We start from the raw sequence: 25,481 nt of genomic DNA, 5'->3' as shown, positions 1-25,481 counted from the left end.
GCCGGTCGCGCCGCCCGCCCCGCCCGTGGTTCTGCCCGCCGCGCCGCCGGCGCCGGTCGCGGCCCCGGTGCCGGCCGTGCTGCCCGCCGCCGCGCCCGCCGTTCCGATGACCCGGCAAGGACCAGGGAGTTACCCCGTGACGTGTTTCTTCGACCCCTCGCACGGCGCCGGCACCACGGCGGTGTACTGGTCGCCGCAGTGGGGCGTGCCGCGCCAGATCGAGGCCTGCGTGGCCTGCGCCCAGCGGGTGCAGACCAACGTCCCGCCGTTCTACACCCCGGCGCAGGCGGGCTACCCGCAGCCGGTCCAGCAGGGCCAGCCGCCGCAGGTGCCCGGCCAGCAGGCCCAGGGCGGACGGCGCTTCGGCACCGGCGCGCTGATCGGCGCCGGCGCGGCCGGCCTGGTCGGCGGCGCGCTGCTGAACGAGGCCTTCGACGACGACCCGCAGGTGGTCGTCAACAACTACTACGAGGACGACGGCTTCTTCTAAACCGTCTTCTGAACCGTCAGGTCGCGGCCGCGGCGAGGGCCGCCGGGGGAGCCCCCCGGCGGCCCCCGCCGTCGGTCGGATGATGTCGGAGCGTCGTTCCGGCCTTCCAGGGCCCTCGCCGCACCCGGCGGCCGCACAACGCTTCGGCGCTGTGCGGCCGTTCGCGTCCCTAGCCGCCCTGCCGCCGGTACGCCCCGGCGCGGGCCGCCGCCTCGGCGGCCTCCGCCGCGCGGTCCGCGGCGGCCTCGTCCAGCGGCTCGGCGGTGGTGAGCATCCGGTAGTAGAGCGGCGCCGAGACCGCCCGGACGACCTCGAACCCGTCGGTGTCCGGCAGGAGTTCGCCGCGCTCGACGGCCGCGGCGACGCACGGCGCCCACTCCTCGATCCGGCGCCGGTAGAAGTGCCGCAGGGCCTCGGCCGCGTCCGGGTCGCAGGTCGCCGCCACGATGACGGCGCGGAACAGCGCGCCCTGCCGGGGGTCGGCCAGGGTGCGCTGGACGAGCCGGGCGTTGGCCCGGAGGTCCCCGGCGAGGGAGCCGCTGTCGGTGCGCGGCAGCGACTGCTCGGCCATGTCCGCGAGCAGGTCGGCGACCAGCGCGGTGGTGCTGCCCCAGCGGCGGTAGACGGTGGTGCGGCCGACCTCGGCCCGCTGGGCGATGTCGCCGAGGTCGAGGCCGCTGAAGCCGCGCTCGACCAGGGCGTCCTCGGCGGCGCGCAGGACGGCGGCGCGGACCCGGGCGGTCCGGCCGCCGGGGCGGACCGTGCCGGGCGTGGAGGGCTCGACGGCCATTAACGGGATTCCTGTTCCATTAGACGGGTGGACTCTGCTAGGTTCAGAGCATCCTAACGGAACAGTGGTCCCATTAGGGGCTTCGAGGGGAGAAATCCGCCATGACCATCGCCACCGACATGGAGTACCGCCGGCTCGGCGCGTCCGGACTCAAGGTGCCCGCGCTCAGTCTCGGCACCGGCACCTTCGGCGGGCGCGGCCCGCTGTTCGGCGCCTGGGGCACCACCGACGTCCAGGAGGCCCGCCGGCTCCTCGACATCTCCATCGACGCCGGGGTCACCCTCTTCGACACCGCCGACGTCTACTCCGACGGCGCCTCCGAGGAGGTGCTCGGTCAGGCGGTCCGCGGCCGCCGCGACCAGGTGCTGATCTCCACCAAGGCCGGACTGCCCACCGGCGACGGCCCGCAGGACGCCGGCACCTCCCGCGCCCGGCTGGTCCGGAGCGTCGACGACGCGCTGCGCCGCCTCGGCACCGATTACCTGGACCTCTTCCAGCTGCACGCCTACGACGCCGGCACCCCGATCGAGGAGGTGCTCGCCACCCTGGAGGACCTGGTCCGGGCCGGCAAGATCCGCTACACCGGCGTCTCCAACTTCTCCGGCTGGCAGCTGATGAAGTCCCTCGCCCTCGCCGACCGGCACGGCCGCCCCCGGTACGCCGCCCACCAGGTCTACTACTCGCTCGTCGGCCGCGACTACGAGTGGGAACTGATGCCGCTCGCACAGGAGGAAGGCGTCGGCGCCCTGGTCTGGAGCCCGCTCGGCTGGGGCCGGCTCACGGGGAAGATCCGCCGCGGGCAGCCGCTCCCGGACGGCAGCCGGCTGCACGACACCGCCGACTACGGCCCGCCGGTGGAGGACGAGCTGCTGTACCGGGTGGTCGACGCGCTGGTCGAGGTCGCCGCCGAGACCGAACGCACCGTCCCCCAGGTGGCGATCAACTGGCTGCTGCGCCGTCCGACCGTCTCCTCGGTCATCATCGGCGCCCGCAACGAGGAGCAGCTGCGGCAGAACCTCGGCGCGGTCGGTTGGTCCCTGACGGAGGAGCAGGTGGCCCGGCTGGACGCGGCGAGCGCCCGCACCGCGCCGTACCCGTACTTCCCGTACCGGCGGCAGGAGGCGTTCGCCCGGCTCAACCCGCCCCTGGCGGGCTGAGGCGCGCGGGGAGGGACGGGGAGGGGCGTGGCGACCAGCGGAGGCGAGGGAGGCCCGAGCGGCGTGGGCCCCGGCCCGGGAGATGTCCGGGCCGGGGCCGGACCGGCTGTCGCGGGGCGGCGGTCGGCCCCGTGCCGGTGGACTCCGCGTCGGCGCCGCTACCGCTACCGCTGGTGCCAGGCGGCGAGGAGTTCGGCCTCCCGCTCGGGGTCGAGGGTGCCCGACACGCGCTCGAACGGCTGGATGTCGCGGGCGCTGTCGGCCACCGGCCGGAGGGCGAGGCCGGTGGCGAGGGCGGCCGCCGGGTCGGCGGTGCTGGTGGCGCGGCTCTCCGGGTCGGCGGGCCAGAGCGGGAGGGCGCGCTCCTGGACGCCGGCGGCCCGGAGGAAGTCCTCGTCCACCCAGGTGAGGGTGGTGCCGGGCGGGGCGACCGCCGTGGCGACGGCGTCGAGCAGGTCGCCGATGCCGAACGGCGGGGGAGTGGCGGCGTGGTAGGCGCCGGAGGCGCCCCGCTCCAGCAGGGCGAGCATCCAGGCGGCGAGGTCGCGGACGTCGACCACCTGGAGCGGCGCTTCCGGCCGGCCCGGGGCGAGCACCTCGCCGCCCCGGGTGAGGCGCTCCACCCAGTAGTCGAAGCGGTGGGTGTAGTCGCGGGGGCCGATCACGTACGTCGGGCGGACCAGCAGGGTCTCCGGGCCGAAGGCCTGCCGGGCGGCGCGCTCGCACTGGACCTTGAGGACGCCGTAGGTCTCGGCGGTGATCTCCTCGGCCTCCGGGCCGTCGGCGGGGAGCAGGGCGGAGTCCTCGGCGTAGCCCGGGGCCGCCGGGACGTCGTACACCGAGAGCGAGGAGACCAGCAGGTAGCGCCCGGCGGCGCCGGGGTCGAGGGCGGCCGCCAACTCCCGTACCTGGCGCGGGTAGTAGGCGCAGAGGTCGACGGTGGCGTCCCAGTGCCGGCCGCGCAGCGCGGACAGGTCGGCGTCGCGGTCGGCGATCAGGTGGGTGGCGTCCGGGAGGAGTCCGGCGCCGGAGCGGCCCCGGTGCACCACCGTGACCTCGTGCCCGGCGGCCAGTGCCGCCTCGGCGAAGTGGAATCCGATGAAGCGGGTGCCGCCGATGACCAGAATGCGCATTCGGACATCGTGCCAGTCCTCCCCGGGGCGGGGCCAGCCGGTGGCCGGTTGTTGCCCAAGTTGTGGGTGGGGTGGGTGAGTCGGGGCCCGGTGTGGACGGTTCCGGGGGGAAGAGTGTTCGACGGTCAACGGTGCGGTACGGTGACGGCCGGGGGCGGCGGGCCGCAGCAGGCGGATCGGCGCTGGTCAACGGCTCGACGGCCGGGGCCGGATGAGCAGCCGTGACGGCCTCGTAACGTCTGATCTCCTGTCAAAGTTCCTTGTTTCCCGGCGAACTTGTGTGAAGTCCCTTTAAGCTCCCGTTAACAATGGCGGCTTTCCGCCACTCGCGAACTCGCTCCCGAGGTCGGGCGGCAGGCCCAACTGGATGATGAGAGCAGGGATGACGACGACAAATGATCGAACCGTCGGTGCCGCGCGCGGCTCCGGCGGGCGGCGGACGGGTCCACCCGGCCGCCGCGCCGCGGGCCTTCGCACCGCGGGCGGCGCGGTGACGCTGGCCGTACTGGCCGGTTCCTGGTCCCTGGCGGCGGCCCCGCCGGCCTTCCCCCAGACCGGCGACGGCACGGTGGCGGTCCACGTGATCCGGGCCGTGGACACCGACGGTGTGTGGACGCCCGGGCTGGAATCGGGCATGGCGGGCGTGAAGGTGACGCTCACCGACGAGGCCGGGGTCGCCATCGAGGGCACCACGGCGGCGGACGGCACGGTGACGCTGGCGCCGGCCGCGAGCAAGCTGACCGGCGGCAAGTACCGCGTCCAGGTGGTGAACCCGAAGCCGGGCGTGCTGTACCCGGCCTTCGCCTCCCGCGAGGGTCTGGACGGCGGGCCGAACAAGCTGAGCTCCAACGAGGAGTTCGTCGACCTCTCCGGCGGCAAGAAGGTGGAGATCACCACGGGGCTCTGGAGCCCGGGTGACTACTGCCAGAAGAACGCGCCGCTGGTGTCGACCTGTCAGAACCCGCCCCAGGACGGGGCCGCCCAGCACACGCTGGTGTCCTTCCCGTACGAGTCCCGGGGCACGGCCGGCACCGGCTTCACCCTGACCGACGTGGCCACGGCCGGGCAGACCGGCAACCTGTACGGCATCGCCTGGAACAAGGCCGACAAGCGGGTGTTCTCCTCGGCCCAGGCCAAGCGGACCACCGCCTACGGCCCCGGCGGCCCCGGCGGGATCTACGTCACCGACTGGGCGACGAAGAAGACCACGCTGTTCGCCACCGTCCCGGACGCGGGCACCACCCCGCACGGCCCGGGCAACGACGACGGCTTCCTGGCCCCGGTGGGCAAGGAGAGCCTCGGCGGCATCAAGATCACCGACGACGGCAAGGACCTCTTCGTCGTCAACCTGAACGACCGCAAGCTCTACCGCTACGACGCCACCGCGGCGACGGCGGCCGCGCCCAAGGCCGCCTACGCCATCCCGGACCCGGGCTGCCCGGCGCCGGGGGACTGGCGTCCGTACGGCCTCGGCATCCAGGACGGCACCGGCTTCCTCGGCGGTGTCTGCTCGGGCGAGTCCACCGGCAAGGCCACGGACCTGCGCGCCGTGGTGCTGCCGTTCGACCTGTCCACCGGCGCGTTCAAGCCGGCCGTGCTGAACCAGCCGCTCGACTACCCGCGCGGCACCACGGTCGGCGGCCCGTGCCCGGGCACCGCCTGGTTCCCGTGGCAGGACACCTTCCCGACCTCCCAGAACGGCCAGGCCTGCGGGGCCAGCTACCTGGCCAACCCCGAGCCGGCGGTCGCCGAGATCGCCTTCGAGACCGACGGCTCGATGCTGCTCGCCTTCCGGGACCGCTTCGGCGACCAGTCGGCGGCCAGCCCGACGGGCAACGTGATGTCCAAGGTCCTGCCCGGCGGCGACCTCCTCAAGGCCTGCCCGGAGAACGGCACGTACGTGCTGGACACCAACCTGGGCTGCGGGTCCAAGGCCCGGGGCCAGCGGTTCTTCGACAACGCCCGGATCGGCCACAACAACCCGGCCAACGCCGGGATGGCGTTCTCGAAGGTCGAGGACTCCATCGTGACCTCGGGCTACGACAGCGACAGCCAGGCCTACGGCTACGGCAGCGCCTTCCAGAAGCGCGACGGCAAGGCGGACGGCGGCGTGCGGCTCAACACGGGCCCGGGTATCCCGCCGTTCGGCAAGGGCGCCGCGATGGGCGACCTGGAGGTGCTCTGCGACCAGGCGCCGCTCCAGATCGGCAACCGGGTCTGGTACGACCCCGAGCGCAGCGGCCTCCAACTGCCGGGCCAGAAGCCGGTTCCGGGTGCCACCGTCCACCTGTACGACGAGTCGGGGAAGCTCGTCGGCACCACCAAGACGACCAAGCGCGGCGAGTACTACTTCGACGACAGCAACGTCGACGGCGGCCTCAAGCCGAGGACCAAGTACACGATCAAGCTGGACAACCCGGCGGACTACGCCAAGGACGGCCCCCTCTTCCAGTGGGTGCCGACCGACCACGACGTCGGTGACAACCACTTCATCGACTCCAAGGGCATCGTTCCGAAGGACGGCAGGTTCCCGGAGCGGGCGCTGACCACCGGCGGCCCCGGCGAGAACGACCACACCTACGACTTCGGCTTCCGGCTCCAGGAGGGCGCGCTGCGCCTGGTCAAGCACGACCAGGACGGCAAGCCGCTGGCCGGCGCCAAGTTCCAGCTGTGGCACGAGACCAACGGGACCGACGGGCTCCAGCCGACCGGCGACAAGCCCGACACCAAGGTCGGTGAGCCCTGCACGACCGGCGCCGACGGCATCTGCCAGGGCACCGGCGTGCCGGGGACGTACTACTGGCAGGAGCTGAGCCCGCCGGACGGCTACGCGGCGCCGGAGGTCACCGTCTTCGGTCCGCTGAAGCTGACCTCGGCGAACCTCGACGCCGGTGTGGAGGTGACGGCCGTCAACAAGCTGATCCCGACGCCGACACCGACGCCCACCCCGACCGAGACGCCGACCCCGGCGCCGACGACGGCGGCCCCGGTGCCGCCGGCCCCGGCACCCCCGGCCTCCGGGCACCTGCCCAACACCGGTGCGGGTGAAGGGATGCCGATCGTGTTGACCAGCGCGGCGGCGCTGATCGCCCTCGGCACCGCCACGGTGCTGGTGGCCCGCAGGCGCAAGGCCGCCCAGCGCGGCTAGCCCCGGACGGGGTGTTCGTACCGGGCCCGGTGCGGGGAGACCGGCACCGGGCCCGAATCGGGCGGGTTCGTGGGACCGTTGGTCCCCGGGCCCGCCCGACTGTCGTGTCCGACCGAGGAGAGGGAGCGGCTGCATGCCCCGCAAGACGAAGGCCGACGGCCGCGGGCCCCGGCGGTCCCACTGGCTCAAGGCCCTGATCGCGATCGTGGTGTGCGGCGCCGCGGCGGGCGGCGTGGCCGTCTACCGGACGGTCTCCGACGAGGCCGTCGAACGCCCGGTGACCACCGACGAGGCCGGCCGGCTCGCCCTGTCGCGGCTGAACCTCTACCAGGCGAGCCCGGTGGCGGTGACGCTCACGGCCGAGGAGGGCGGGGGCGTCACCATCCGGGTCGACGGGGTCGTCGACTACCGCAACCACCGGGGGGTCGGCCGCTACCGGACCACCGGCGCGAGCGGGGCGCTGGACCACGGCCTGATCGTCTGGGACACCGGCGGCCTCGGGCTGGCCCCCGACCAGGCCGGCACCGCCCCCGCCACCGACGCCCCCGCCTGGGAGCAGGCCGAGCGCATCCCGCGCCAGGGCTGGTCGCCGCGCACCTACACGGCGGATCCGCTGGACGCCGGACTGAACCTGCTGGTCCAGCTCGGCGCGGACCGCCCCGACAACCCGCTGCTGCTCGCCCAGTCCGGGGCCCGCTGGCTGGGCCGGGACCGGATCGACGGCAAGGGCTACGACCGCTTCGCCGGTCCGCGCGCCCAGGGGGCCGCGCCCGACGGCGCCCGTTCGCCGCTGACCTACTGGGTCGACGGCGACGGCGGGCTGCGCCGGGTGACGATGCGGATGCCGGGGCTGGGCACCCCCACCACCGTCGAGCTCGCCGGCCGGCAGGCGGACGCCAAGCTGCCCGAGGCCCCGTGGCTCACCGGCTGACCGGCGCACCGGTCGGTCGGCCGACCGGTTGACCGGGCGACCAGGCCGGCCCGGTACGGCCGGAAGCCGCAGGACAGGGCGGTCAGCCGTACAAAAATCGTTGGTGAGGCAGCAATAGCTTCATCATCTTCCGTTCACCCGGACCCGGCTGCCAGCATCGGCGCACCGTCACCGCCCGAGGGAGTAGCCGATGAACCGCCCCCGTTCCCTGCGCTGTCTGGCCGCACTGTCCCTGGTCGTCCTGGCCGCCACCGCCTGCGGGCGCTCCGACCAGGGCGGCTCCCCGGCCGCCGGCGCGGCCCAGGCCGCGCAGAACGCCGGGAAGAGCGCCGCCGAGCTGCTCCCGGCGAAGAACAAGCAGAGCGGCGTGCTCAGAGTCGCCACCTCCGTCGGCTACCCGCCGATGGAGATGTACAAGCCCGGCACCACCGAGCTGACCGGGGTCGACCCGGACCTCGCCGCCGCCGTCGCCGGGAGGCTCGGCCTGAAGCTGGAGCTCGCCAACTCCTCCTTCGACGGCCTGATCCCCGGCCTCCAGGCCGGCCGCTACGACCTGGTGATGTCCTCCATGACGGACAGCGCCCAGCGCCGCCAGGCCGTCGACTTCGTCGACTACTTCCGCACCGGCGGCGTGATCATGACGAAGAAGGGCAACCCCGAGGGCATCAAGTCCATGGAGGACCTCTGCGGGAAGAAGGTGGTCCTCGCCAAGGGCAGCTCCAACCTGGAGATCGGCGAGCAGCAGAACGCCAAGTGCGCCACCAGGATGGCGATCTCGCAGAGCGAGGACGCCCCGACCGGGCTGCTCCAGCTGGACAGCGAGCGGGCCGTGGCCACGATCGTGGACTACCCGGTGGCGCAGATGTTCGTGCAGAACAGCGGCTCCTACGAGGTGCTGCCGGACCAGTACGGGACGGCGCCCTGGGGCATCGCGGTGGCGAAGAAGGACTCCGGGCTGCGCGACGCGGTGCAGAAGGCGCTCCAGGAGCTGATCGAGAGCGGCGAGTACCGCAAGGTGCTGGACACCTACCAGGTCGGCGGCAGCGCGGTGGAGCGCGCCACCGTCAACGCGGCGCAGTGAGAACGGCGGCACCGACGAGATGAGCACCGACATGAGAGACCCCGCGATGCCCGCACCGGCCGGCCGGGTCCCGACCGCCGAGACCGCGGCCGACGACGACCTGGCCTTCGAGGTCACCGGCCGGCCCCGCCCGGCGCGCTGGTTCGCCGTGCTGGCGGCGGCCTTCGTCGCCGTCTGGCTGGCCTGGACGATCATCGTCAACCCCAACCTGCACTGGGACATCGTCGCCCGGTACCAGTTCGACGGCGTGATCCTGGAAGGGCTCTGGGTGACGGTCCAACTCACCCTGATCTCCCAGGTGGTGGGCATCGTCATCGGCGTGGTGGTCGCGGTGATGCAGCTGTCCGACAGCCCGGTGCTGCGGACCACCGCCGGGGCGTACACCTGGTTCTTCCGCGGCACCCCGCTGCTGGTCCAGCTGATCTTCTGGTTCAACCTGGCGCTGCTCTTCCCGGAGATCAGCATCGGCATCCCGTTCGACGGGCCCAAGCTGGTCAGCTGGCAGTCCAACACCCTGATCACCGGCTTCGTGGCGGCGCTGCTCGGCCTGTCGATCAACGAGGGCGCCTACATGTCCGAGATCGTCCGGGCCGGCATCCAGAGCGTCGACCCCGGGCAGCGCGAGGCCGGCGCCTCGCTCGGCATGTCCAACCGGCAGATCCTCACCCGGGTGGTGCTGCCGCAGGCGATGCGGGTGATCATCCCGCCGTTCGGCAACCAGTTCATCTCGATGCTGAAGACCACCTCGCTGGTCTCCGTCATCGCCGGCGCCGACCTGATGACCGTCTCCCAGCACCTCTACCTCGCCAACTTCGAGGTGATAGCGCTGCTGATCGTCGCGTCCCTCTGGTACCTGGTGCTCACCACCATCGCGAGCGTCGCCCAGCACGCGGTGGAGCGGAAGTTCAACCCGGCCGGCGCTCCGCCGGCCCTGCACCGCCGGGTGCTGGCCAACCTGCGGCCGGGGCGCGGCGCAGCACAGAAGCGCGTGAAGAAGGGGGAGGGCAAGTGACGGGTACGGATCCGGCGAAGCCGACCGCCGAGGTGGTCCTGTCGGCCCGGAAGGTGCGCAAGCACTTCGGGGAGCTGGAGGTGCTGCGCGGCATCGACCTGGAGGTCCGGGCGGGGGAGGTGCTCTGCGTGATCGGCCCCTCCGGCTCCGGCAAGTCCACCCTGCTGCGCTGCTTCAACCACCTGGAGAAGATCGACGCCGGGCGGATCGAGGTGGACGGCGAACTGGTCGGCTACGAGCCGCACGGCGCCTCCGGCAGCAGGCTGCGCGAGCGCCGGCCGCGCGACATCCGCCACCAGCGCGAGCGGATCGGCATGGTCTTCCAGCGCTTCCACCTCTTCCCGCACCGCACCGCGCTGCAGAACGTGATGGAGGGCCCGATCGCGGTCAAGGGGCGCCCGCGCCAGGAGGCCGAGCGCCGGGCCCGCGAGCTGCTCGCCCGGGTCGGCCTGGCCGACCGCGCCGACCACTACCCGGCCCAGCTCTCCGGCGGCCAGCAGCAGCGGGTGGCGATCGCCCGGGCGCTGGCCATGGAACCGACCCTGATGCTCTTCGACGAGCCCACCTCCGCGCTCGACCCGGAGCTGGTCGGCGAGGTGCTCGGCGTGATGCGCGACCTCGCCCGCAGCGGCATGACGATGATCGTCGTCACCCACGAGATGGGCTTCGCCCGCGAGGTCGCCGACCGGGTCGTCTTCATGGACGAGGGCGCCGTCGTGGAGGCCGGCAGCCCGGCCGAGGTGTTCACCGCCCCGCGGCACGACCGCACCCGGGCCTTCCTCTCGACGGTGCTCTGATGGGAGCGACAGGACTGATGGGAGCGGACGTGACCACGACCCCGGTCGACCTGCTGCTGCGCGGCGGCACCCTGGTGGACGGCACCGGGGCGCCCGGCCGCGCGGCCGACCTCGCCGTCGCGGGGGCCCGGGTCACCGTCCTGCCGCCGGGCACCGCGGTGGCCGCGGCCGAGACGCTGGACGTCACCGGACGGGTCGTCACCCCCGGCTTCATCGACGTCCACACCCACTCGGACGCGCTCGCCGCCCCCTTCGGCGGCGGCACCCACACCGACGGCGACGCCCTGGACGAACTGCGGCTCGCCCCGCTGCTCCAGGGCGTCACCACCGAGATCAGCGGCAACTGCGGGATCAGCCTGTTCCCCGCCCTGCCCGAGCGGCTGCCCGAACTGGCCGGGCACCTGCGGGTCTCCTTCGGCCTCGGGCCGGTGCTGCCCGCCGAGGACTTCGACGCCTTCGCGGCCGGCCAGCGGCCCGAACTGCGCCGCAACCACATCGCCTCGCTGGTCGGCCACGGCACGCTGCGCGCCGGGGTGATGGGCTTCGAGGACCGCCCGCCCACCCCCGAGGAGCTGGCCGCCATGTGCGACCTGCTCGACCGGGCGCTGGCCCAGGGCGCGGCCGGCCTCTCCACCGGCCTGATCTACCCGCCCGGCGTCTACGCGGACACCGAGGAGATCGTGGCCCTGGCCAAGGTCGCCGCGCGGCACGGCAAGCCGTACGTGACGCACCTGCGCGACGAGATGTCCCAGGTGGAGAAGGCCCTGGAGGAGGCGCTGGAGATCGCGGTGCGCTCCGGCGCGGCGCTCCAGGTCTCCCACCACAAGACCGCCGGGCGGCACGCCTGGGGCGCCACCCTGCGCACCCTGCCGCGCCTGGAACAGGCCCGCGCCGACGGCGTGGACGTGCTCTGCGACGTCTACCCGTACACCGCCGGCAGCACCGTGCTGCACGCGATGCTGCCGCCGTGGACCAGCGAGGGCGGGCCGGCCGCCCTGCTGGAGCGGCTGCGCAGCAAGGAGGTGCGGGACCGGATCCGGGCGGACATCGCGAACGGCGTCGAGGGCTGGGAGAACACCGTCGGCAACGGCGGCTGGGACCTGATCTCGGTGGCCGCCGCGCCCGCCCGCCGTACCGCCGAGGGCCGCCGGATCGCCGACCTGGCCGCCGAGCGCGGCGCCGACCCGGTCGACTACGTGAGCGACCTGCTGCTGGAGGCGCAGGGCGAGGTGACCATCATCAGCCACTCGATGCGCGAGGACGACGTCCGCCGGGTGCTGGCCAGCCCGCTGTCCATGATCGGCTCGGACGGCGTGCCCAAACCCGGCCGCCCGCACCCCCGTTGGGCGGGCAGCTTCGCCCGGGTGCTCGGCCACTACGGGCGCGAGCAGGGCCTGCTGCCGCTGGAGCTCGCGGTGCACAAGATGACCGGCCTGCCCGCCGGGCGGTTCCGGCTGGCCGGGCGCGGGGTGGTCCGGGACGGCGCCGTCGCCGACCTGGTGGTGCTGGACCCGGCGGCCGTCCTGGACGGCGCGACCTTCGAGCGGCCGCTGCTGGCGCCGGCGGGCGTGGAGACCGTCGTGGTGGCCGGCCGGGTCGCGGTGCGCGGCGGCCGGCCGACCGCGAGCCGGGCCGGAGAGGTGGTGCGGGTCCGATGAGCCTCGCCCAGGTGGCCGCCGCCGCGCGCAGCTCGGCGGCGCTCCCGCTGACCCTCGCGGTGGCCGCCGTCGACGTGGACGGCGGCGAAGCGGTCGGGGTGGACGACACCGTCGTGCTGCCCGTCGCCAGCGCCTCCAAGCTGCTGCTGCTCGCCGAGGTCGCCCGGCGGCTGGACAACGGGGAACTGGCGGCCGGGCAGCCGGCCGCGATCCTCCCCGAGGACGTCACCGGCGGCACCGGCCTGCTCGGCCGGCTCAGCCGCCCCGGCTGGACGGTGGAGGACCTGGCCTGGCTGACCGCCGCGGTCAGCGACAACACCGCCACCAACGCCCTGCTGCGGCTGGTCGGCCTGCCGGCCACCGCGCGGCTGGCCCGCGACCTCGGGCTGGAGCGGCTCACCCTGCACGACCGGGTGCGCGACGAGCGCGGGCCGGACGTCCCGCCGGTCTTCGCCACCGGCACCGCCCGCGACCTGGCCCGCCTGGTGGCCCTCGCGGTCCGGGGCACCATGGCCACCCCGGGGGCCTCGGCCCGGCTGCTCGGCTGGATGCGCGCCAACACCGACCACGGGCTGGTGCCCGCGCTGATCGACCACGACCCGTACGCCCCCGGCTTCCCCGAACCGCTGCCCGGCCGCCTGCTGGTGGCCAACAAGACCGGTACGGACACCGGGGTGCGGGCCGACGCGGGCGTCATCGTGGGCGCCCGGCGGGTGGCCTACGCGGTCGTCGCGCACTGGGACGTGGCGCTCGGGCCCAGCACCGAGCGGGCCGCCGTGCACGCCATCCGGGACGTCGGCGGCGCCCTCGCGGCCTGGGCCCAGCGGCCGGCCTGACGGGCTCCGGGCCGGGGAGGTCAGGGCCGGGCATGGTCCGGGCCGGGGGACGTCCGGGCCGGGGAGGTCAGGCCCAGCGCATGTCGAGCAGCGACCTGATCTCCCCGGCCGCCGCGCCGAGTTCGGCGAGGAAGGACCGCAGCACCGGGTTGCGGTTGGTGGTCCGGGTGGCCACCCCGATCCGGCGGTGCAGCTGCGGGTGGTCCAGCCGGCAGACGTGCACCCCGGCGCTGTCGGCCAGGCCGAGCGCCGGGATCAGCGCGACGCCCATGCCGGCCCGCGCGAGGTTGATGGTCACCTGGTAGTGGTCGCTGCGGCAGCGCACCCGGGGGCGGAACCCCTCGGCCGCGCAGGCGCGTTCGAGCACCGGCTCGCCGGTGCTGCCGCCGTGGGTGCCGATCCAGCTCTCGCCCTCCAGCTCGGCCAGCCGCACCAGCGAGCGCCGCCCGAGCCGGTGCCGCAGCGGCACCACGACCAGCTGCGGCTCCTCGAAGTACATCCGCACGTCCACCGCCGCCTGGCGGCACCACGGGTCCAGCGGGTGCTCGAAGACGACGGCCGCGTCCAGCCGGCCGGCCTCCAGGTCCGGGACCAGCTCGTGCGGCTGGCCCATGATCAGCTCCAGCTCCACCTGCGGGTTCGCGGCGGAGAACGCGGCCAGCGCCCGGGGCAGCAGGTCCAGCCCGGCGGAGGCGAAGAAGCCGATCCGCAGCACCCCGGCCGCGCCCTCGGCGTGCGCCCGCAGGTCGTCCTGGGCGACGGCCATCAGATCGGCGATCGCCTGGGCGTGCTCGGCCAGCCGGACACCCGCGGGCGTCAGGCGCAGGGACTGCGGAGCCCGTTCCACCAGCGCGACACCCAGCTCCTGCTCCAGGCGGGCGAGCTGGTGCGAGATGGCGGACGGGCTCAGGTGCAGGGCCTGCGCCGCGGCCACGATGGTGCCCCGGCGGGCGATCTCCAGGAGGACGTGCAGTCGGGCGCTGTTCAGCATCGGCCCAGGTTAGACGGCATGCGACCGCTGCGCAGCCACCGGTTCCCCGAGGCCGTCGCCGGCGGCCACGTCCAGCCGGAGCAGGTCGTGCTCGGTCTCCCGGCGCACCACCAGGCGGGCCTCGCCGTTGCGGACGAAGACCACGGCGGGCCGCGGCAGCTTGTTGTAGTTGGACGCCATGGCGTAGCCGTAGGCGCCGGTCACCGGGGTGGCCAGCAGGTCGCCGACCCGCAGGTCGGCGGGGAGCGCGGCGTCGTCGATGATCACGTCGCCGCTCTCGCAGTGCTTGCCGACCAGCCGGGCGTGCCCCGGCCGGGGCGCTTCGGGGCAGCGCGGCAGGAAGGCCTCGTAGCGGGCGCCGTACAGCGCCGGGCGCAGGTTGTCGCTCATCCCGCCGTCCACGCTGACGTACGTGCGCACGCCCTCGATCCGCTTGACGGTGCCGACCCGGTACAGCGTCAGCCCGGCCCGGGCGGCGATCGAGCGGCCGGGCTCGACGCCCACCTCGCCGCTCCAGCCCGCGCCGCGCACCGCCGCGCGGACCCGCTCGGCCCAGACCGCGAAGGAGGGGGCGCTCTGCCCGCTCAGGTAGGCCACGCCCAGGCCGCCGCCGACGGTCAGCCGGCGCAGTCCGTGCTCCACCGCGAACCGGGCCACCGCGGCGGCGCCGTCGGCCAGCTCGGCCGGGTCCAGCACCTGGGAGCCGACGTGGGCGTGGACGCCCTCCAGCCGTACGGCGGCGGAGCCCCGGGCGCGGCGCACCGCGGCCGCGGCGGCGCCGTCGGCCAGGCCGAAGCCGAACTTGGAGTCGTGGCCGCCGGTCTGGATGGCCTGGTGGGCGCCGGCCGCGACCCCGGGCGCCACCCGCAGCTGGACCCGGGCCGGGGGCAGGCCCTCCTCGCGGTGCAGCCGCTCGATCCGGTCCAGCTCGTCGAAGCTGTCCACCACGATGTGGCGCAGGCCGACGGTCAGCGCGGTGCGCAGCTCGGCCTCGTCCTTGTTGTTGCCGTGCAGCACGATCCGGTCCGGGTCGACCCCGGCGTACAGCGCGGTGCGCAGCTCGCCGCCGGAGGCGACGTCCAGCAGCAGGCCCTCCTCGGTGGCGAGGCGGGCCATCGCGGTGCAGAGGAAGGCCTTGGAGGCGTAGGCGACGTTGCCCCGGCCGAAGGCGGCCACCGCCTCCCGGCAGCGCCGGCGCAGGTGCTCCTCGTCGTAGACGAACAGCGGCGTGCCGTACTGGCGGGCCGCCTCGTCCAGGAGCACGCCGCCGACGGCCAGGCCCTCGGGGCGGAATTCGGCGGTGAGCGGCAGCAGGCCCGGGTCGACGGGCGGCAGGGCCGGGTCGAGGGGCGGCAGGGCCGGGTCGAGGGGCGGCAGGGCTGGGGACACAGGGGACAAGGCTTCCTCCCGGCAGGCTGGTTGGCCCCGCCCATCCTCGGCCCTGCGGGAGGGGGTGAGAAAGCGCATTCTTCCGGCCCTGAGCAGTACCGAAACCGATGCTCCCGGCCCGGGTCACGGCTCTGTCTCGACTGTTGCATCTAAGCTTGCATCTATGGTGCTACGGTGTGGTCCATGGCCGACACCCCGCCCCCCGCCCGCGTCCCGGCCGCGGACCGCGCGTACGACCTGACCAAGGACCTCATCCTCGGCGGCGGCCTCCCCGGCGGCACGCTGATCAGCGAGGGCGAGATCGCCGAGCGCGCCTCGCTCAGCCGCACCCCGGTCCGGGAGGCCTTCCTGCGGCTGCAGGCCGAGGGCCTGCTCCAGCTCTTCCCCAAGCGCGGAGCCGTGGTGGTGCCGGTCGGCCCCGGCGAGGCCGAGGACGTGCTGGAACTGCGCGAGGCGCTGGAGAGCACCGCCGTCCGCCGGATCACCCGCCGCCCCGACGGCCTCGACGCGCTCGTCCGGCAGCTGTCCGAGCTGATCGACCAGCAGCGCGAACCCGCCCGCCGGGCCGACCTCGGCGCCTTCGCCGACGCCGACGAGGCCTTCCACCGGGGCATCGTGACGGCCTCCGGCAACGAGCTCGCCGAACGGTTCTACGGGGCGCTGCGCGACCGCCAGCGCCGGATGGCCGTGCAGCTGCTCCAGGTGCAGCCGGAGGGGCAGCGGCAGCGGCTGGCCTCGCTGGTCGAGGAGCACACCGTGCTCGTCGAACGGATCGCCGCCCGCGACGCCGAGGGCTTCACCGCCGCCCTGCGCGCCCACCTGGACGCCCACCGCGCCGTCACCGACCGCTGACCTTCCCCCATCGCGCGCCGACGCGTTCGCGCACCGACGGGCGTTTCGCGCGCACAGCCCCGACGGACCGCCGGGACCTCCCATCCGACAAGGAGCAGCACCACCATGAGCACCACCCGGCCACCGTCCGCCGGTCCCGTCGCACCCTCCGGCCGGGGGCGGCCGTGGCTGCTCGCCGCCCTGGCCATGTTCTGCTGCGGGTGGGGCGGCAACCAGTTCACCCCGCTGCTGCTGATGTACCGCCACCTCGGCGGCTACTCGGAGGTCACCGTGGACGCCTTCCTGGGGGCGTACGTCCTCGGGCTGGTCCCCGGACTGCTGGTCGGCGGCGCCGCCTCGGACCGCTACGGGCGCCGCCCGCTGATGATCGGCGCGGTGGCCGCCTCGCTCGCCGCCAGCGGGGTGCTGTGCGGCGGCGTGACCGGTGAACTCCCCATCTACGCCGGGCGGTTCCTCACTGGCATAGCCGTCGGCATCGCGATGGCCGTCGGCACCAGCTGGGTCAAGGAGCTCTCCCAGGCCCCGCACGACCCGACCGCCGACCAGGGGGCCGGCGCCCGCCGCGCCTCCCTCGCCCTGACCCTCGGCTTCGGCCTCGGCGCCGGGGTGGCCGGCGTGCTCGCCCAGTGGGGCCCCTGGCCGATGGTCACCCCGTACCTCGCCCACCTGCTGGTCACCCTGCCCGCGTTGTTCCTGCTCCCGAAGGCCGTCGAGACCCGGGCGCGGGCGACCGCCGCCGTCCGCGGCCTCTGGGCCGACCTCAAGGTCCCGGCGGCCGGGCACCGGCGCTTCGTCCGGGTGGTCCTGCCGATGGCCCCCTGGGTGTTCGGCTCGGCCGGCGTCGCGTACGCGGTGACCCCGCAGCTGGTCGGCGACCGGCTCGGCCCCTGGTCGCTGGCCTACGCGACCCTGCTGACCGTCCTCACCCTCGGCACCGGCGCCCTCGTCCAGCCCTTCGCCAAGCGCCTGGACTCGCTCTCCTCGGCGCGCGGCGTCATCGTCTCCATGGTGCTGATGGCCTGCGGCATGGCCGTCTGCGCCGCCGACGCGGCGCTGCGCTCCCCGCTGCTCGGCCTGGCCGGTGCGGTCCTCCTCGGCGCCGCCTACGGCATCGGGGTGGTCTCCGGCCTGCTGGAGATCCAGCGCATCGTCACCCCCGACGACCTGGCCGGCATCACCGGCGTCTACTACGCGCTCTGCTACTCCGGCTTCCTGCTCCCCGCGGTGCTCGCGGCGCTCTCCTCGCTGGCCTCCTACACCGTGATGCTCAGCGTGGTGACGGCCCTCGCCCTCGCCAGCCTCGCCGTGATCACCCTCTCCTCCCGCCGCACGGCCCCCGCCGAGGCCTCCCGCTGACCCCACCGCCGCCGCCCCCGCCGCCCCCGCCCATCCCCGGGCGGGGGCGGCGTGCTGTCAGACCTTGGCGTCGTCCTTGGGGCGGGCGTGGGCGGGGAGGCCGTTGGCGAGGTCCTCGACCAGGAGGCGCCAGGCGATGGTGTCGGCGGCGGCCCTGAGCCGGGGGCTGCGGGGGCGGCCGGCGTCGGCGTCGAGGCGGGCGTTGAGCCAGTCGGACCAGGCGCCCGCGAGGGTGCGGACCTCGTGGGTGCCGGCCTCGGTGGGGGAGAGGCGGTCGCCGTCGCGGCGGAGGTAGCCCTCGGCGGCCATCCGGTCGAAGACCGGTTCCAGGACCTCGGGCGGGACCCGCTTGCGGGCGGCGATGAGGTCGAGCGAGGCGTGGCCGACGGCCTTCTTGTGGCCGGCCACCTCCATCAGCGCCCAGGCCCCGGCGAGGTCCACCCGGGTGTCGGCGCCGGAGACGATGGTGCGGACGGTGTCGAGGTCGACCCCGCGGACGATCTTGCAGACCGAGTACTCCAGGTGCGGGTCGGAGTCGGCGGTGGTCGGCTGGGCGAAGCCCTCGCCCATGTCGGTGGAGCCCGCCCGGGCGGTGTCGCGCAGCTGCACCTGTTTGAGGAAGAGCGCCACCACGAAGCCGACCACGGCCACCGGGATGGTCCACAGGTACACGGTGTGCAGGGCGTCGGAGTAGGCCTGGACGATCGGCGCGGCCTGGTCGGCCGGCAGGCGGTGCAGGCCCTGCGGGCTCTCCGCCGCGTGGGCGAGCACGGCCGGGTCGGCGCCGGTGAGCCGGGCGGCGGTGCCGATCCCGTGGGCGAGTTCGGTCTTCAGGCTGTTGGCGTAGATGGTGCCGAACACGGCGGTGCCGAAGGAACTGCCGATGGTGCGGAAGAAGGTCACCCCGGAGGTGGCGGTGCCGAGGTCGGCGTAGTCGACGGTGTTCTGCACGGCGATGGTGAGGACCTGCATGCTCAACCCGATGCCGGCGCCGAGCACGAACATGTAGAGCGAGGCCAGCGCGGTGCCGGTGCCGGGTTCCAGCCGGGAGAGCAGGTAGAGGCCGACGGCCATCACCGCGGTGCCGACGATCGGGAACAGCCGGTACTTCCCGGTCTTGCTGACGGCGTTGCCGCTGCCGACCGAGGCGATCAGCAGACCGATCACCATCGGCAGCGTCCGGACGCCGGAGACGGTCGCCGAGTCGCCGTCCACGTACTGGAGGAAGGTCGGCAGGAAGGTCAGCGCGCCGAGCATGGCGAAGCCGACGATGAAGCTGAGCACCGAGCAGACCGTGAACACCGGGTTGCGGAACAGCCGCATCGGCAGCATGGGTTCGACGGCCCGGGTCTCCACCCAGCAGAACAGGCCGAGCGCCAGCGCGCCGCCGACGAACAGGCCGATGATCACCCCGGACCCCCAGGGGTACTCGTTGCCGCCCCAACTGGTCGCCAGGATCAGCGCGCCGGCGCCGACCGCGACCAGCACGATGCCCAGGTAGTCGACGACCGGGCGGGTCGCCGAGCGGACCGAGGGGATGGTCCGGGCGGCCGCGGCGACCACCACGACCGCGATCGGCACGTTGACGTAGAACGCCCAGCGCCAGGACAGGTGGTCGGTGAACAGCCCGCCCAGCAGCGGCCCGATCACCGTGGCCACGCCGAACACCGCGCCGATCGCGCCCTGGTACTTGCCGCGCTCGCGCAGCGGGATGACGTCCGCGATCAGCGCCATGGCGGTGACCATCAGGCCGCCCGCGCCGAGGCCCTGGACGGCCCGCCAGGCGATCAGCAGGGTCATGTTGGTGGACAGCCCGCACAGGAACGAGCCGCCGACGAAGACGATCGCCGAGATCTGGAACAGCAGCTTGCGCCCGTACAGGTCGCCGAACTTGCCGGCCAGGACGGTGGCCACCGTCTCGGCCAGCAGATAGGACGTCACCACCCAGGACATGTGCGCGGCCCCGCCGAGGTCCGAGACGATGGTGGGCAGGGCGGTGCCGACGATGGTCTGGTCGAGGGCGGCCAGCAGCATGCCGAGCACGATGGTGGCGAAGACGACGTTCCGCTGCCGGACGTCCAGCACCGGAGGGGCGGAGGGCGGGGTCTCGGTGGCGACGGTCATGCCGTCAGCCTCCGGGGTGCGGGCGGCGGCCGCGATCCGGTTCGGCCGTCCGGGTGAGGCCGGGTGACGGGGGCCCGGGCGGCCTTCCCTGCCGAGGCCCGGTCGGTGACCCGGTGGCGGTCCCGGTGGCGGCCCCGGACGGCCCGGGCGACGATGAGCCGGACGAAGCCGAGCGAATTCGAACGAATCTGATTCGAAGCCGGTCGAAGCCGACCGACGTTCGTCCGGGTGCCACGACGCCCCGGCCCCCGGGAAGGGGCTCCCATGAACGCCGACCCCCCGCGCAGCACCGCGCACCCGGCGCAGCCCGGCGCCACCGCCGTGGGCGGCCGGGCCGCCGCCCGTCGCTGGCGGGCGCTCGCGGTCTGCCTGGTCGCCGGCTTCATGACCCTGCTGGACGTCAGCATCGTCAACGTCGCGCTGCCGACCGTACGGGCCGGGCTGCACATGTCCGACAGCGGCCTGCAGTGGGTGCTCAGCGGCTACGCGCTGGCCTTCGGCCTGGTGCTGGTGCCCTCCGGGCGGCTCGGCGACGCGCGCAGCCGGCGGGCCGTCTTCCTCGCCGGGCTCGCCCTGTTCACCGTGGCCAGCGCGCTCGCCGGGGCGGCGCAGAGCCAGGAGTGGCTGGTGCTGGCCCGGCTGTTCCAGGGCGCGGCCGGCGGGGTGCTGGTGCCGCAGGTGTCCGGCTTCATCCAGGTGCTGTTCCAGGGCCCCGAGCGCGGCCGGGCCTTCGGCGCGCTGGGCGCGACCATCGGGCTGTCCACCGCCGTCGGGCCGCTGCTCGGCGGGCTGCTGATCCACGTGGTCGGCCCGCAGGACGGCTGGCGCTGGGTGTTCCTGGTCAACCTGCCGATCGGCGTGGCCGCGCTGCCCGTCGCCTACCGGCTGCTCCCCGCGCCCCCGCCCGCCGGCGACCGGGCCGGGCACCGGGACTTCGACCCGGTCGGCGTGCTGCTGCTCGGCGCCGGGACGGTCTCGCTGCTGCTGCCGTTCGTCCAGGCGCAGCAGTGGCACGGCCCGACCCGCTGGCTGCTGCTGCCGCTGGCGGCGGTGCTGCTCGCCGCCTTCGTCGGCTGGGAGCTGCACTACGGGCGGCGGCGCGAACCGCTGGTGAGCATGGCGCTGTTCGCGGTGCGGCCGTACGCGGCGGGGGTGCTGCTGTCGCTGGTGTACTTCGCCGGGTTCACCGCGATCTTCTTCATCTTCACGCTCTACCTCCAGGCGGGCCTGCACTACTCGGCGCTGACGGCGGGCCTGGCGATCACGCCGTTCGCGGTCGGCTCGGGGGTGTCCGCGGCGGTGGGCGGGCGCCTGGTGAGCCGGCTGGGGCGGCGGCTGGTGGTGGCCGGACTGGTGCTGGTGCTGGCCGGGCTGCTGGCCTCGGCGCTCGCGGTGCAGCTGTGGTCGGGGCCCCGGGTGGGCTGGACGACGGCGCTGCCGCTGCTGGTCGCCGGGGTGGGCAGCGGACTGGTGATCGCCCCGAACCAGACGCTGACCCTCCAGCAGGTGCCGGTGGCCCGGGCGGGCAGCGCGGGCGGGGTGCTGCAGACCGCGCAGCGGGTCGGCTCGGCGGTGGGCATCGCCGTCGTCGGCTCGGTGTTCTTCGCCCATGCCGCGGGGCCCCGCCCGGACTGGTCGCTGGCCTTCCAGCTGGGCGTGACGGTCGCGGCCGGGCTGGTGCTGGCGGCGCTGCTGGTGGCGGTCGCCGACCTGGCTTCGGGCCGGGGCGGCCGGCCGTAGGAGCGCACCGGGCGGCCGTGGCGCGCCGGCCGGGCGGCCCGGCGCGCGGATCGGCCGTCAGCGGTCCCGCCAGTGCTTCTGTCAGTGCTTCCGTCAGTGGTCCCGGCGGTGGACGGCGGCCGCCGCGACGGCGACCGAGGCCAGCGCCCACACCGCGTAGGTGGTCCAGGCCCCCGTGACGGTGGCCGGGTACTCGGACGGCCGCAGGCCCGTCAGGGTGGTCCGGGCCAGGCGTTGCCAGGCGGACAGCGGCAGGGCGTGCAGCAGGTCGGCGCTCCACCGGTAGCGCTCGGTGACCAGCGAGGGGATGAAGAAGAGCACCACGACGGTGCCCACCACGGCCCCCGCGCTGTGCCGGATCAGCGCGCCGAGGCCGAGCCCGGCGAGAGCGCAGACCGGGCCGAACAGCACCGCCGCCGCGACGTACCGCAGCGCGGCCGGGTCCGTGACGGACTGCCCGATGCCGGTTCCGGACAGGACCGCCTGGCTGATGCCGAAGGAGGCGCCGACGGCGAGCACGCCGTAGCCGGACAGCACGGCGGCCAGCACGCAGGCCTTGGCGGCGAGCACCGCCCGGCGGTCGGGCACGGCCGCCAGGGTGGTGCGGATCAGCCCGGTCGCGTACTCGCCCGTGATGACGAGCGCGCCGAGGCCGCCCGCGACCAGCATCAGGATGTCGGCGGAGGCGGCGCCGAAGGCGTTGTTCAGCGCCACCTGCGCCATCATCACCGGGTCGTCCTCGCCCGGCGTGTAGTGGTCGCGGGTGTACAGCGCGGACTTGAGGCCGGCGGCGACGATCGCCAGGGCGCTGAGGCCGAGCACCCAGGGGACGGAGCGCAGCGACCAGAACTTGATCCACTCGGCGGCCAGCAGGTCGCCGAACCGGGCGCGCGGCTCGGCGGCGCGGGCGCCGGTGCGGGTGTCGGCGGGAACGGTGCCCAGCGGGGTGTTCGAGGAGGTGTTCAACGGGGCTCTCCGGCGGGGTACTCGACGCTGTCGGCGGTCAGGTCCATGAACGCCTCCTCCAGGGAGGCGCCCCTGGGGGTCAGGGCGTGCAGCAACAGGCGGTGCTCCAGGGCGAGTTCGCCGATCCGGGTGGCACCCACGCCGGTCACCGCGAGGGCGCCGTCCGGGCCGGGCCGCACGGCGGCGCCGGCCGCCGTCAACACGGCCGCCAGCCGGTCGGGTTCGGCGGCCCGGACGGTGACGGTGCCCCGGCCGGCCCGGGCGGCGAACGCGGACAGGCTCTCGTCCGCGATCAGTCGGCCGCGTCCGACCACCACCAGGTGGTCGGCGGTGTGCTCCATTTCGGCCATCATGTGGCTGGAGACGAAGACGGTGCGCCCCTCGGCGGCGAGCCGGCGGAACAGTCCGCGCACCCAGAGCACGCCCTCCGGGTCCAGTCCGTTGAGCGGCTCGTCGAAGAGCAGCACCGGCGGGTCGCCGAGCAGCGCGCCCGCGATGCCGAGCCGCTGCTTCATGCCCAGCGAGTAGCCGCCGATCCGGCGCCCGCCTGCCTCGGCGAGCCCGACCTCGTGCAGCACCTGCTCGACCCGGGCGGCCGGGATCGCGTTGGTGCGGGCGAGCGCCCGCAGGTGGGCCCGGCCGGTCCGCCCGCCGTGGGCGTCGCCCGCGTCCAGCAGCGCGCCGGCGTGCCGCAGGCCGCGCGGCCTGCCGCGGAAGGGGCGGCCGTCGACGGTGACGGCGCCGGAGGTGGGGGTGCTCAGGCCGAGGACCAGCCGCAGGGTGGTGGACTTGCCGGCGCCGTTGGGGCCGAGGAAGCCGGTGACCCGGCCGGGCCGGACGGTGAAGGAGAGACGGTCGACGGCGGTGCGGACGCGGTGGCCGCGGCCGTAGCGCTTCGTCAGCTCGGTGACTTCGATCATGGGCTCCACGGTGCCCGTCCGGCCCGTACGGCAGCATCGGACCGGCGTCGACAGTGCCGGTCACCCCCGGCCGTACAACCACGGCTGGATGACGGCCTCGCCGGACCGTCGTTACGATCTTGGACCATGTCATCGACGCCCTCCCCGCCGCTGCTCCGGCGCGTCCCGCCCGAGGTCTGGGTCGGCCTCGCCTGGTGCGTGGCCGCCGGCTACCCCGCCGTCCGGCTCGGCGGCGACGCCTCGCAGCACCCCGGCGCCGCCGCGCACGGCGGCTGGGCGTTCACCCTGGCCGACACGGTGGTGGCCTTCGCGGGCGCGGCGCTGGTGCGACGGCTGCCGGTGCTCTCCGTCGTCCTGCTGCTGATCGCCGCGTTCACCGAGACCGACGGGTGGGCCGGCGGCGCCCAGGTGCCGCCCGGCGCGCTGCTCGCCGTGGACGTCGCGCTCTGCCTGATCACCGCGACCCGGCCGCGCCGCACCTCGCGGGCCGCCTTCACGCTGGTGATGGCCCTCCTGGTGGCGCACATCGGCATGGTGCACGGCAACACGGTGGGCATCTTCACCGGCACCCACATCGGCTCGGCCGACGGCGCCGCGCTGCTCGCGCTGGTCGCCTGGCTGGTCGGCCGCTCGGGACGGCAGAACCGGGAGCACGCGGCGGCGCTCGGCGCCCGGGCGGCCGAGGAGGCGGTCACCGCCGAACGGCTGCGGATCGCCCGCGAGATGCACGACACCGTCGCGCACAGCCTCGGCATCGTCGCCCTCCAGGCGGGCGCCGCCCGCCGGGTGATCGACCGTCGGCCGGAGCGGGCCAAGCAGGCGCTGGGCGAGATCGAGGCGGCCGGGCGGGACACCCTGGCGGCGCTGCGCAGAATGCTGGTCGCGCTGCGGGAGGCTGACGGCGAGGCCTCGGCCCCGGTGCCGCAGGGCCTGGCCGACCTCGACCGGCTGGCCGGGGCGACCACCGCGGCGGGGGTGCGGGTGGAGGTGCGGCGGCGCGGCGAACCGGGGCCGCTGCCGCCGGAGGTGGACCTCGCGGCCTTCCGGATCGTCCAGGAGTCGGTCACCAATGTGGTGCGGCACGCGGACACCGACGCCTGTGTGGTGGCGGTGGACCACCGGACGGCGGGGGAGCTGTCCGTCGAGGTCACCGACCGGGGGCGGGGCCTGGGTCCGGTCCGGGGGGCCGGCGGCGGGTTCGGGCTGGCCGGGCTGCGGGAGCGGGTCGCCCTGCTGCGCGGCGAGTTCGAGGCCGGGCCGCTGCCCGGGGGCGGCTTCCGGGTGGCCGCCCGGCTGCCGGTGCCGGTGGCGGTATCGGCGTCGGTACCGGGTTCGTCGGGTTCGTCGGGCTCGTCGGGCTCGTCGGCCGGGGAGGCGGGCGCGTGATCCGGGTCCTGCTGGTCGACGATCAGCCGCTGGTGCGCGCCGCGCTGGAGATGGTGATCGCGGAGACGGCGGACGTCGAGGTGGTCGGCGAGGCCGGCACCGGGGCGGAGGCCGTCCGGCTGGCCGCCGAACTGCGGCCGGACGTCGTGGTGATGGACATCCGGATGCCCGGCATGGACGGCATCGAGGCGACCAGGTTGGTGACCGCCGACGGCGGGCCGACCAGGGTGGTGGTGCTCACCACCTTCGACGAGGACGAGCACGTGTACGCGGCGCTGCACGCCGGGGCGTCCGGCTTCCTGGTGAAGGACATGGCGCTGGACGACATCCTCGGCGCGGTGCGGGTGGTCGCCGCCGGGGACGCGCTGATCGCGCCGAGCGTCACCCGGCGGCTGATCGGGGCGTTCGTCGGGGGCCGCCCGTCGCGGTCGGGGACCGGCGGGCCCGGGCCGGGTGCCCGGGGTGTCACCGCTGCTGCCGCCGCCGTCGCAGCCGAGCGGCGGCTGGCGGCGATCACCGGGCGCGAGCGCGAGATCCTGACCCTGGTCGGCCGGGGCCTGTCCAACACCGAGATCGCCGCCGAACTGGTGCTCAGCATCGCGACCGTCAAGACCTACATGACCCGGCTGCTGGCCAAGCTCGACGCCCGGGACCGGGTGCAGCTGGTCATCCTGGCCTACGAGGCGGGCCTGGTCTCGGTGTCCGGCTGACCGGGCCCGCCGCA

20 protein-coding genes are annotated in these 25,481 nt (G+C 74.8%); 13 read left to right on the top strand and 7 right to left on the bottom strand.

The window, feature by feature from the left end; translation table 11 throughout:
- Positions 1-659 precede the first annotated feature (659 nt).
- Positions 660-1,280: a TetR/AcrR family transcriptional regulator gene (locus tag AMK13_RS35915; RefSeq protein WP_074005756.1), complete on the bottom strand. Its 621-nt coding sequence runs from the start codon at positions 1,278-1,280 to the stop codon at positions 660-662.
- Positions 1,281-1,399: 119 nt separating this feature from the next.
- On the opposite strand from AMK13_RS35915, the gene AMK13_RS35910 reads away from it, so the two are divergent.
- Positions 1,400-2,437: an aldo/keto reductase gene (locus tag AMK13_RS35910; protein ID WP_074005803.1), complete on the top strand. Its 1,038-nt coding sequence runs from the start codon at positions 1,400-1,402 to the stop codon at positions 2,435-2,437.
- 164 nt (positions 2,438-2,601) lie between these two features.
- On the opposite strand, the gene AMK13_RS35905 is transcribed toward AMK13_RS35910, so the two are convergent.
- Positions 2,602-3,570, bottom strand: coding sequence for an NAD-dependent epimerase/dehydratase family protein (locus AMK13_RS35905; RefSeq protein ID WP_074005755.1), 969 nt, complete (start codon positions 3,568-3,570; stop codon positions 2,602-2,604).
- A 490-nt stretch (positions 3,571-4,060) separates the two neighbouring features.
- Between AMK13_RS35905 and AMK13_RS35900 the strand changes: the two genes are divergently transcribed.
- The 7 genes from AMK13_RS35900 to AMK13_RS35870 all read left to right on the top strand — a co-directional run bounded on the left by AMK13_RS35900 (position 4,061) and on the right by AMK13_RS35870 (position 13,033).
- The gene (locus tag AMK13_RS35900; protein WP_241853179.1) at positions 4,061-6,718 is read left to right on the top strand and encodes an SdrD B-like domain-containing protein; all 2,658 of its coding nucleotides are present in this window, start codon (positions 4,061-4,063) and stop codon (positions 6,716-6,718) included.
- A gap of 133 nt (positions 6,719-6,851) precedes the next feature.
- Positions 6,852-7,649, top strand: a complete 798-nt coding sequence (locus AMK13_RS35895) for a hypothetical protein (RefSeq protein WP_074005754.1) — start codon at positions 6,852-6,854, stop codon at positions 7,647-7,649.
- A gap of 190 nt (positions 7,650-7,839) precedes the next feature.
- On the top strand, positions 7,840-8,730 hold the full coding sequence (locus tag AMK13_RS35890) for an ABC transporter substrate-binding protein (protein WP_074005753.1): 891 nt from the start codon (positions 7,840-7,842) through the stop codon (positions 8,728-8,730).
- A 31-nt stretch (positions 8,731-8,761) separates the two neighbouring features.
- Positions 8,762-9,742 carry an amino acid ABC transporter permease gene (locus tag AMK13_RS35885; RefSeq protein ID WP_234348503.1) on the top strand — a complete coding sequence of 327 codons (981 nt, stop codon included), beginning with the start codon at positions 8,762-8,764 and terminating at the stop codon, positions 9,740-9,742.
- Positions 9,739-10,539: an amino acid ABC transporter ATP-binding protein gene (locus tag AMK13_RS35880; protein WP_107418955.1), complete on the top strand. Its 801-nt coding sequence runs from the start codon at positions 9,739-9,741 to the stop codon at positions 10,537-10,539. Before AMK13_RS35885 ends, AMK13_RS35880 begins: the two co-directional genes overlap by 4 nt.
- A 29-nt stretch (positions 10,540-10,568) precedes the next feature.
- On the top strand, positions 10,569-12,197 hold the full coding sequence (locus AMK13_RS35875; protein WP_241853178.1) for an N-acyl-D-amino-acid deacylase family protein: 1,629 nt from the start codon (positions 10,569-10,571) through the stop codon (positions 12,195-12,197).
- The gene (locus AMK13_RS35870) at positions 12,194-13,033 is read left to right on the top strand and encodes a serine hydrolase (RefSeq protein ID WP_074005751.1); all 840 of its coding nucleotides are present in this window, start codon (positions 12,194-12,196) and stop codon (positions 13,031-13,033) included. Before AMK13_RS35875 ends, AMK13_RS35870 begins: the two co-directional genes overlap by 4 nt.
- A 67-nt stretch (positions 13,034-13,100) precedes the next feature.
- Here AMK13_RS35870 and AMK13_RS35865 read toward each other — a convergent pair whose 3' ends face one another.
- Together AMK13_RS35865 and lysA are read right to left on the bottom strand one after the other, a co-directional pair.
- Positions 13,101-14,024, bottom strand: a complete 924-nt coding sequence (locus AMK13_RS35865) for a LysR family transcriptional regulator (protein WP_049660390.1) — start codon at positions 14,022-14,024, stop codon at positions 13,101-13,103.
- Between the two features lie 9 nt (positions 14,025-14,033).
- On the bottom strand, positions 14,034-15,413 hold the full coding sequence (lysA, locus tag AMK13_RS35860) for a diaminopimelate decarboxylase (protein WP_241853183.1): 1,380 nt from the start codon (positions 15,411-15,413) through the stop codon (positions 14,034-14,036).
- 183 nt (positions 15,414-15,596) lie between these two features.
- On the opposite strand from lysA, the gene AMK13_RS35855 reads away from it, so the two are divergent.
- Both AMK13_RS35855 and AMK13_RS35850 read left to right on the top strand, forming a co-directional pair.
- The gene (locus AMK13_RS35855; protein WP_074005749.1) at positions 15,597-16,265 is read left to right on the top strand and encodes a GntR family transcriptional regulator; all 669 of its coding nucleotides are present in this window, start codon (positions 15,597-15,599) and stop codon (positions 16,263-16,265) included.
- 105 nt (positions 16,266-16,370) lie between these two features.
- Positions 16,371-17,621: an MFS transporter gene (locus tag AMK13_RS35850; RefSeq protein ID WP_074005748.1), complete on the top strand. Its 1,251-nt coding sequence runs from the start codon at positions 16,371-16,373 to the stop codon at positions 17,619-17,621.
- 57 nt (positions 17,622-17,678) lie between these two features.
- Here the strand turns inward: AMK13_RS35850 and AMK13_RS35845 are convergent, their stop codons facing one another.
- Entirely contained in the window at positions 17,679-19,745 is a 2,067-nt protein-coding gene (locus tag AMK13_RS35845) for an MDR family MFS transporter (protein ID WP_074005747.1), read from the bottom strand.
- A 264-nt stretch (positions 19,746-20,009) separates the two neighbouring features.
- Here AMK13_RS35845 and AMK13_RS35840 point away from each other — a divergent pair, with 264 nt between their 5' ends.
- Positions 20,010-21,485 carry an MFS transporter gene (locus AMK13_RS35840; RefSeq protein ID WP_053112161.1) on the top strand — a complete coding sequence of 492 codons (1,476 nt, stop codon included), beginning with the start codon at positions 20,010-20,012 and terminating at the stop codon, positions 21,483-21,485.
- Positions 21,486-21,578: 93 nt separating this feature from the next.
- Here the strand turns inward: AMK13_RS35840 and AMK13_RS35835 are convergent, their stop codons facing one another.
- Positions 21,579-22,451 carry an ABC transporter permease subunit gene (locus tag AMK13_RS35835; protein ID WP_107418954.1) on the bottom strand — a complete coding sequence of 291 codons (873 nt, stop codon included), beginning with the start codon at positions 22,449-22,451 and terminating at the stop codon, positions 21,579-21,581.
- The gene (locus tag AMK13_RS35830) at positions 22,448-23,371 is read right to left on the bottom strand and encodes an ATP-binding cassette domain-containing protein (protein ID WP_074005746.1); all 924 of its coding nucleotides are present in this window, start codon (positions 23,369-23,371) and stop codon (positions 22,448-22,450) included. Before AMK13_RS35830 ends, AMK13_RS35835 begins: the two co-directional genes overlap by 4 nt.
- Before the next feature lie 126 nt (positions 23,372-23,497).
- Between AMK13_RS35830 and AMK13_RS35825 the strand changes: the two genes are divergently transcribed.
- The gene (locus AMK13_RS35825) at positions 23,498-24,757 is read left to right on the top strand and encodes a sensor histidine kinase (protein ID WP_074005745.1); all 1,260 of its coding nucleotides are present in this window, start codon (positions 23,498-23,500) and stop codon (positions 24,755-24,757) included.
- Positions 24,758-24,807: 50 nt separating this feature from the next.
- Positions 24,808-25,467 (top strand): response regulator, encoded by a 660-nt coding sequence (locus AMK13_RS35820; protein WP_079272832.1) that lies wholly within the window; start codon positions 24,808-24,810, stop codon positions 25,465-25,467.
- Positions 25,468-25,481 lie beyond the last annotated feature (14 nt).

The organism is Streptomyces sp. CB02056 (genome assembly GCF_001905545.1).
GTDB lineage: Bacteria > Actinomycetota > Actinomycetes > Streptomycetales > Streptomycetaceae > Kitasatospora.
Note: the sequence above shows the minus strand (reverse complement) of the source record. Positions and strands in the feature narration are given on the sequence as shown.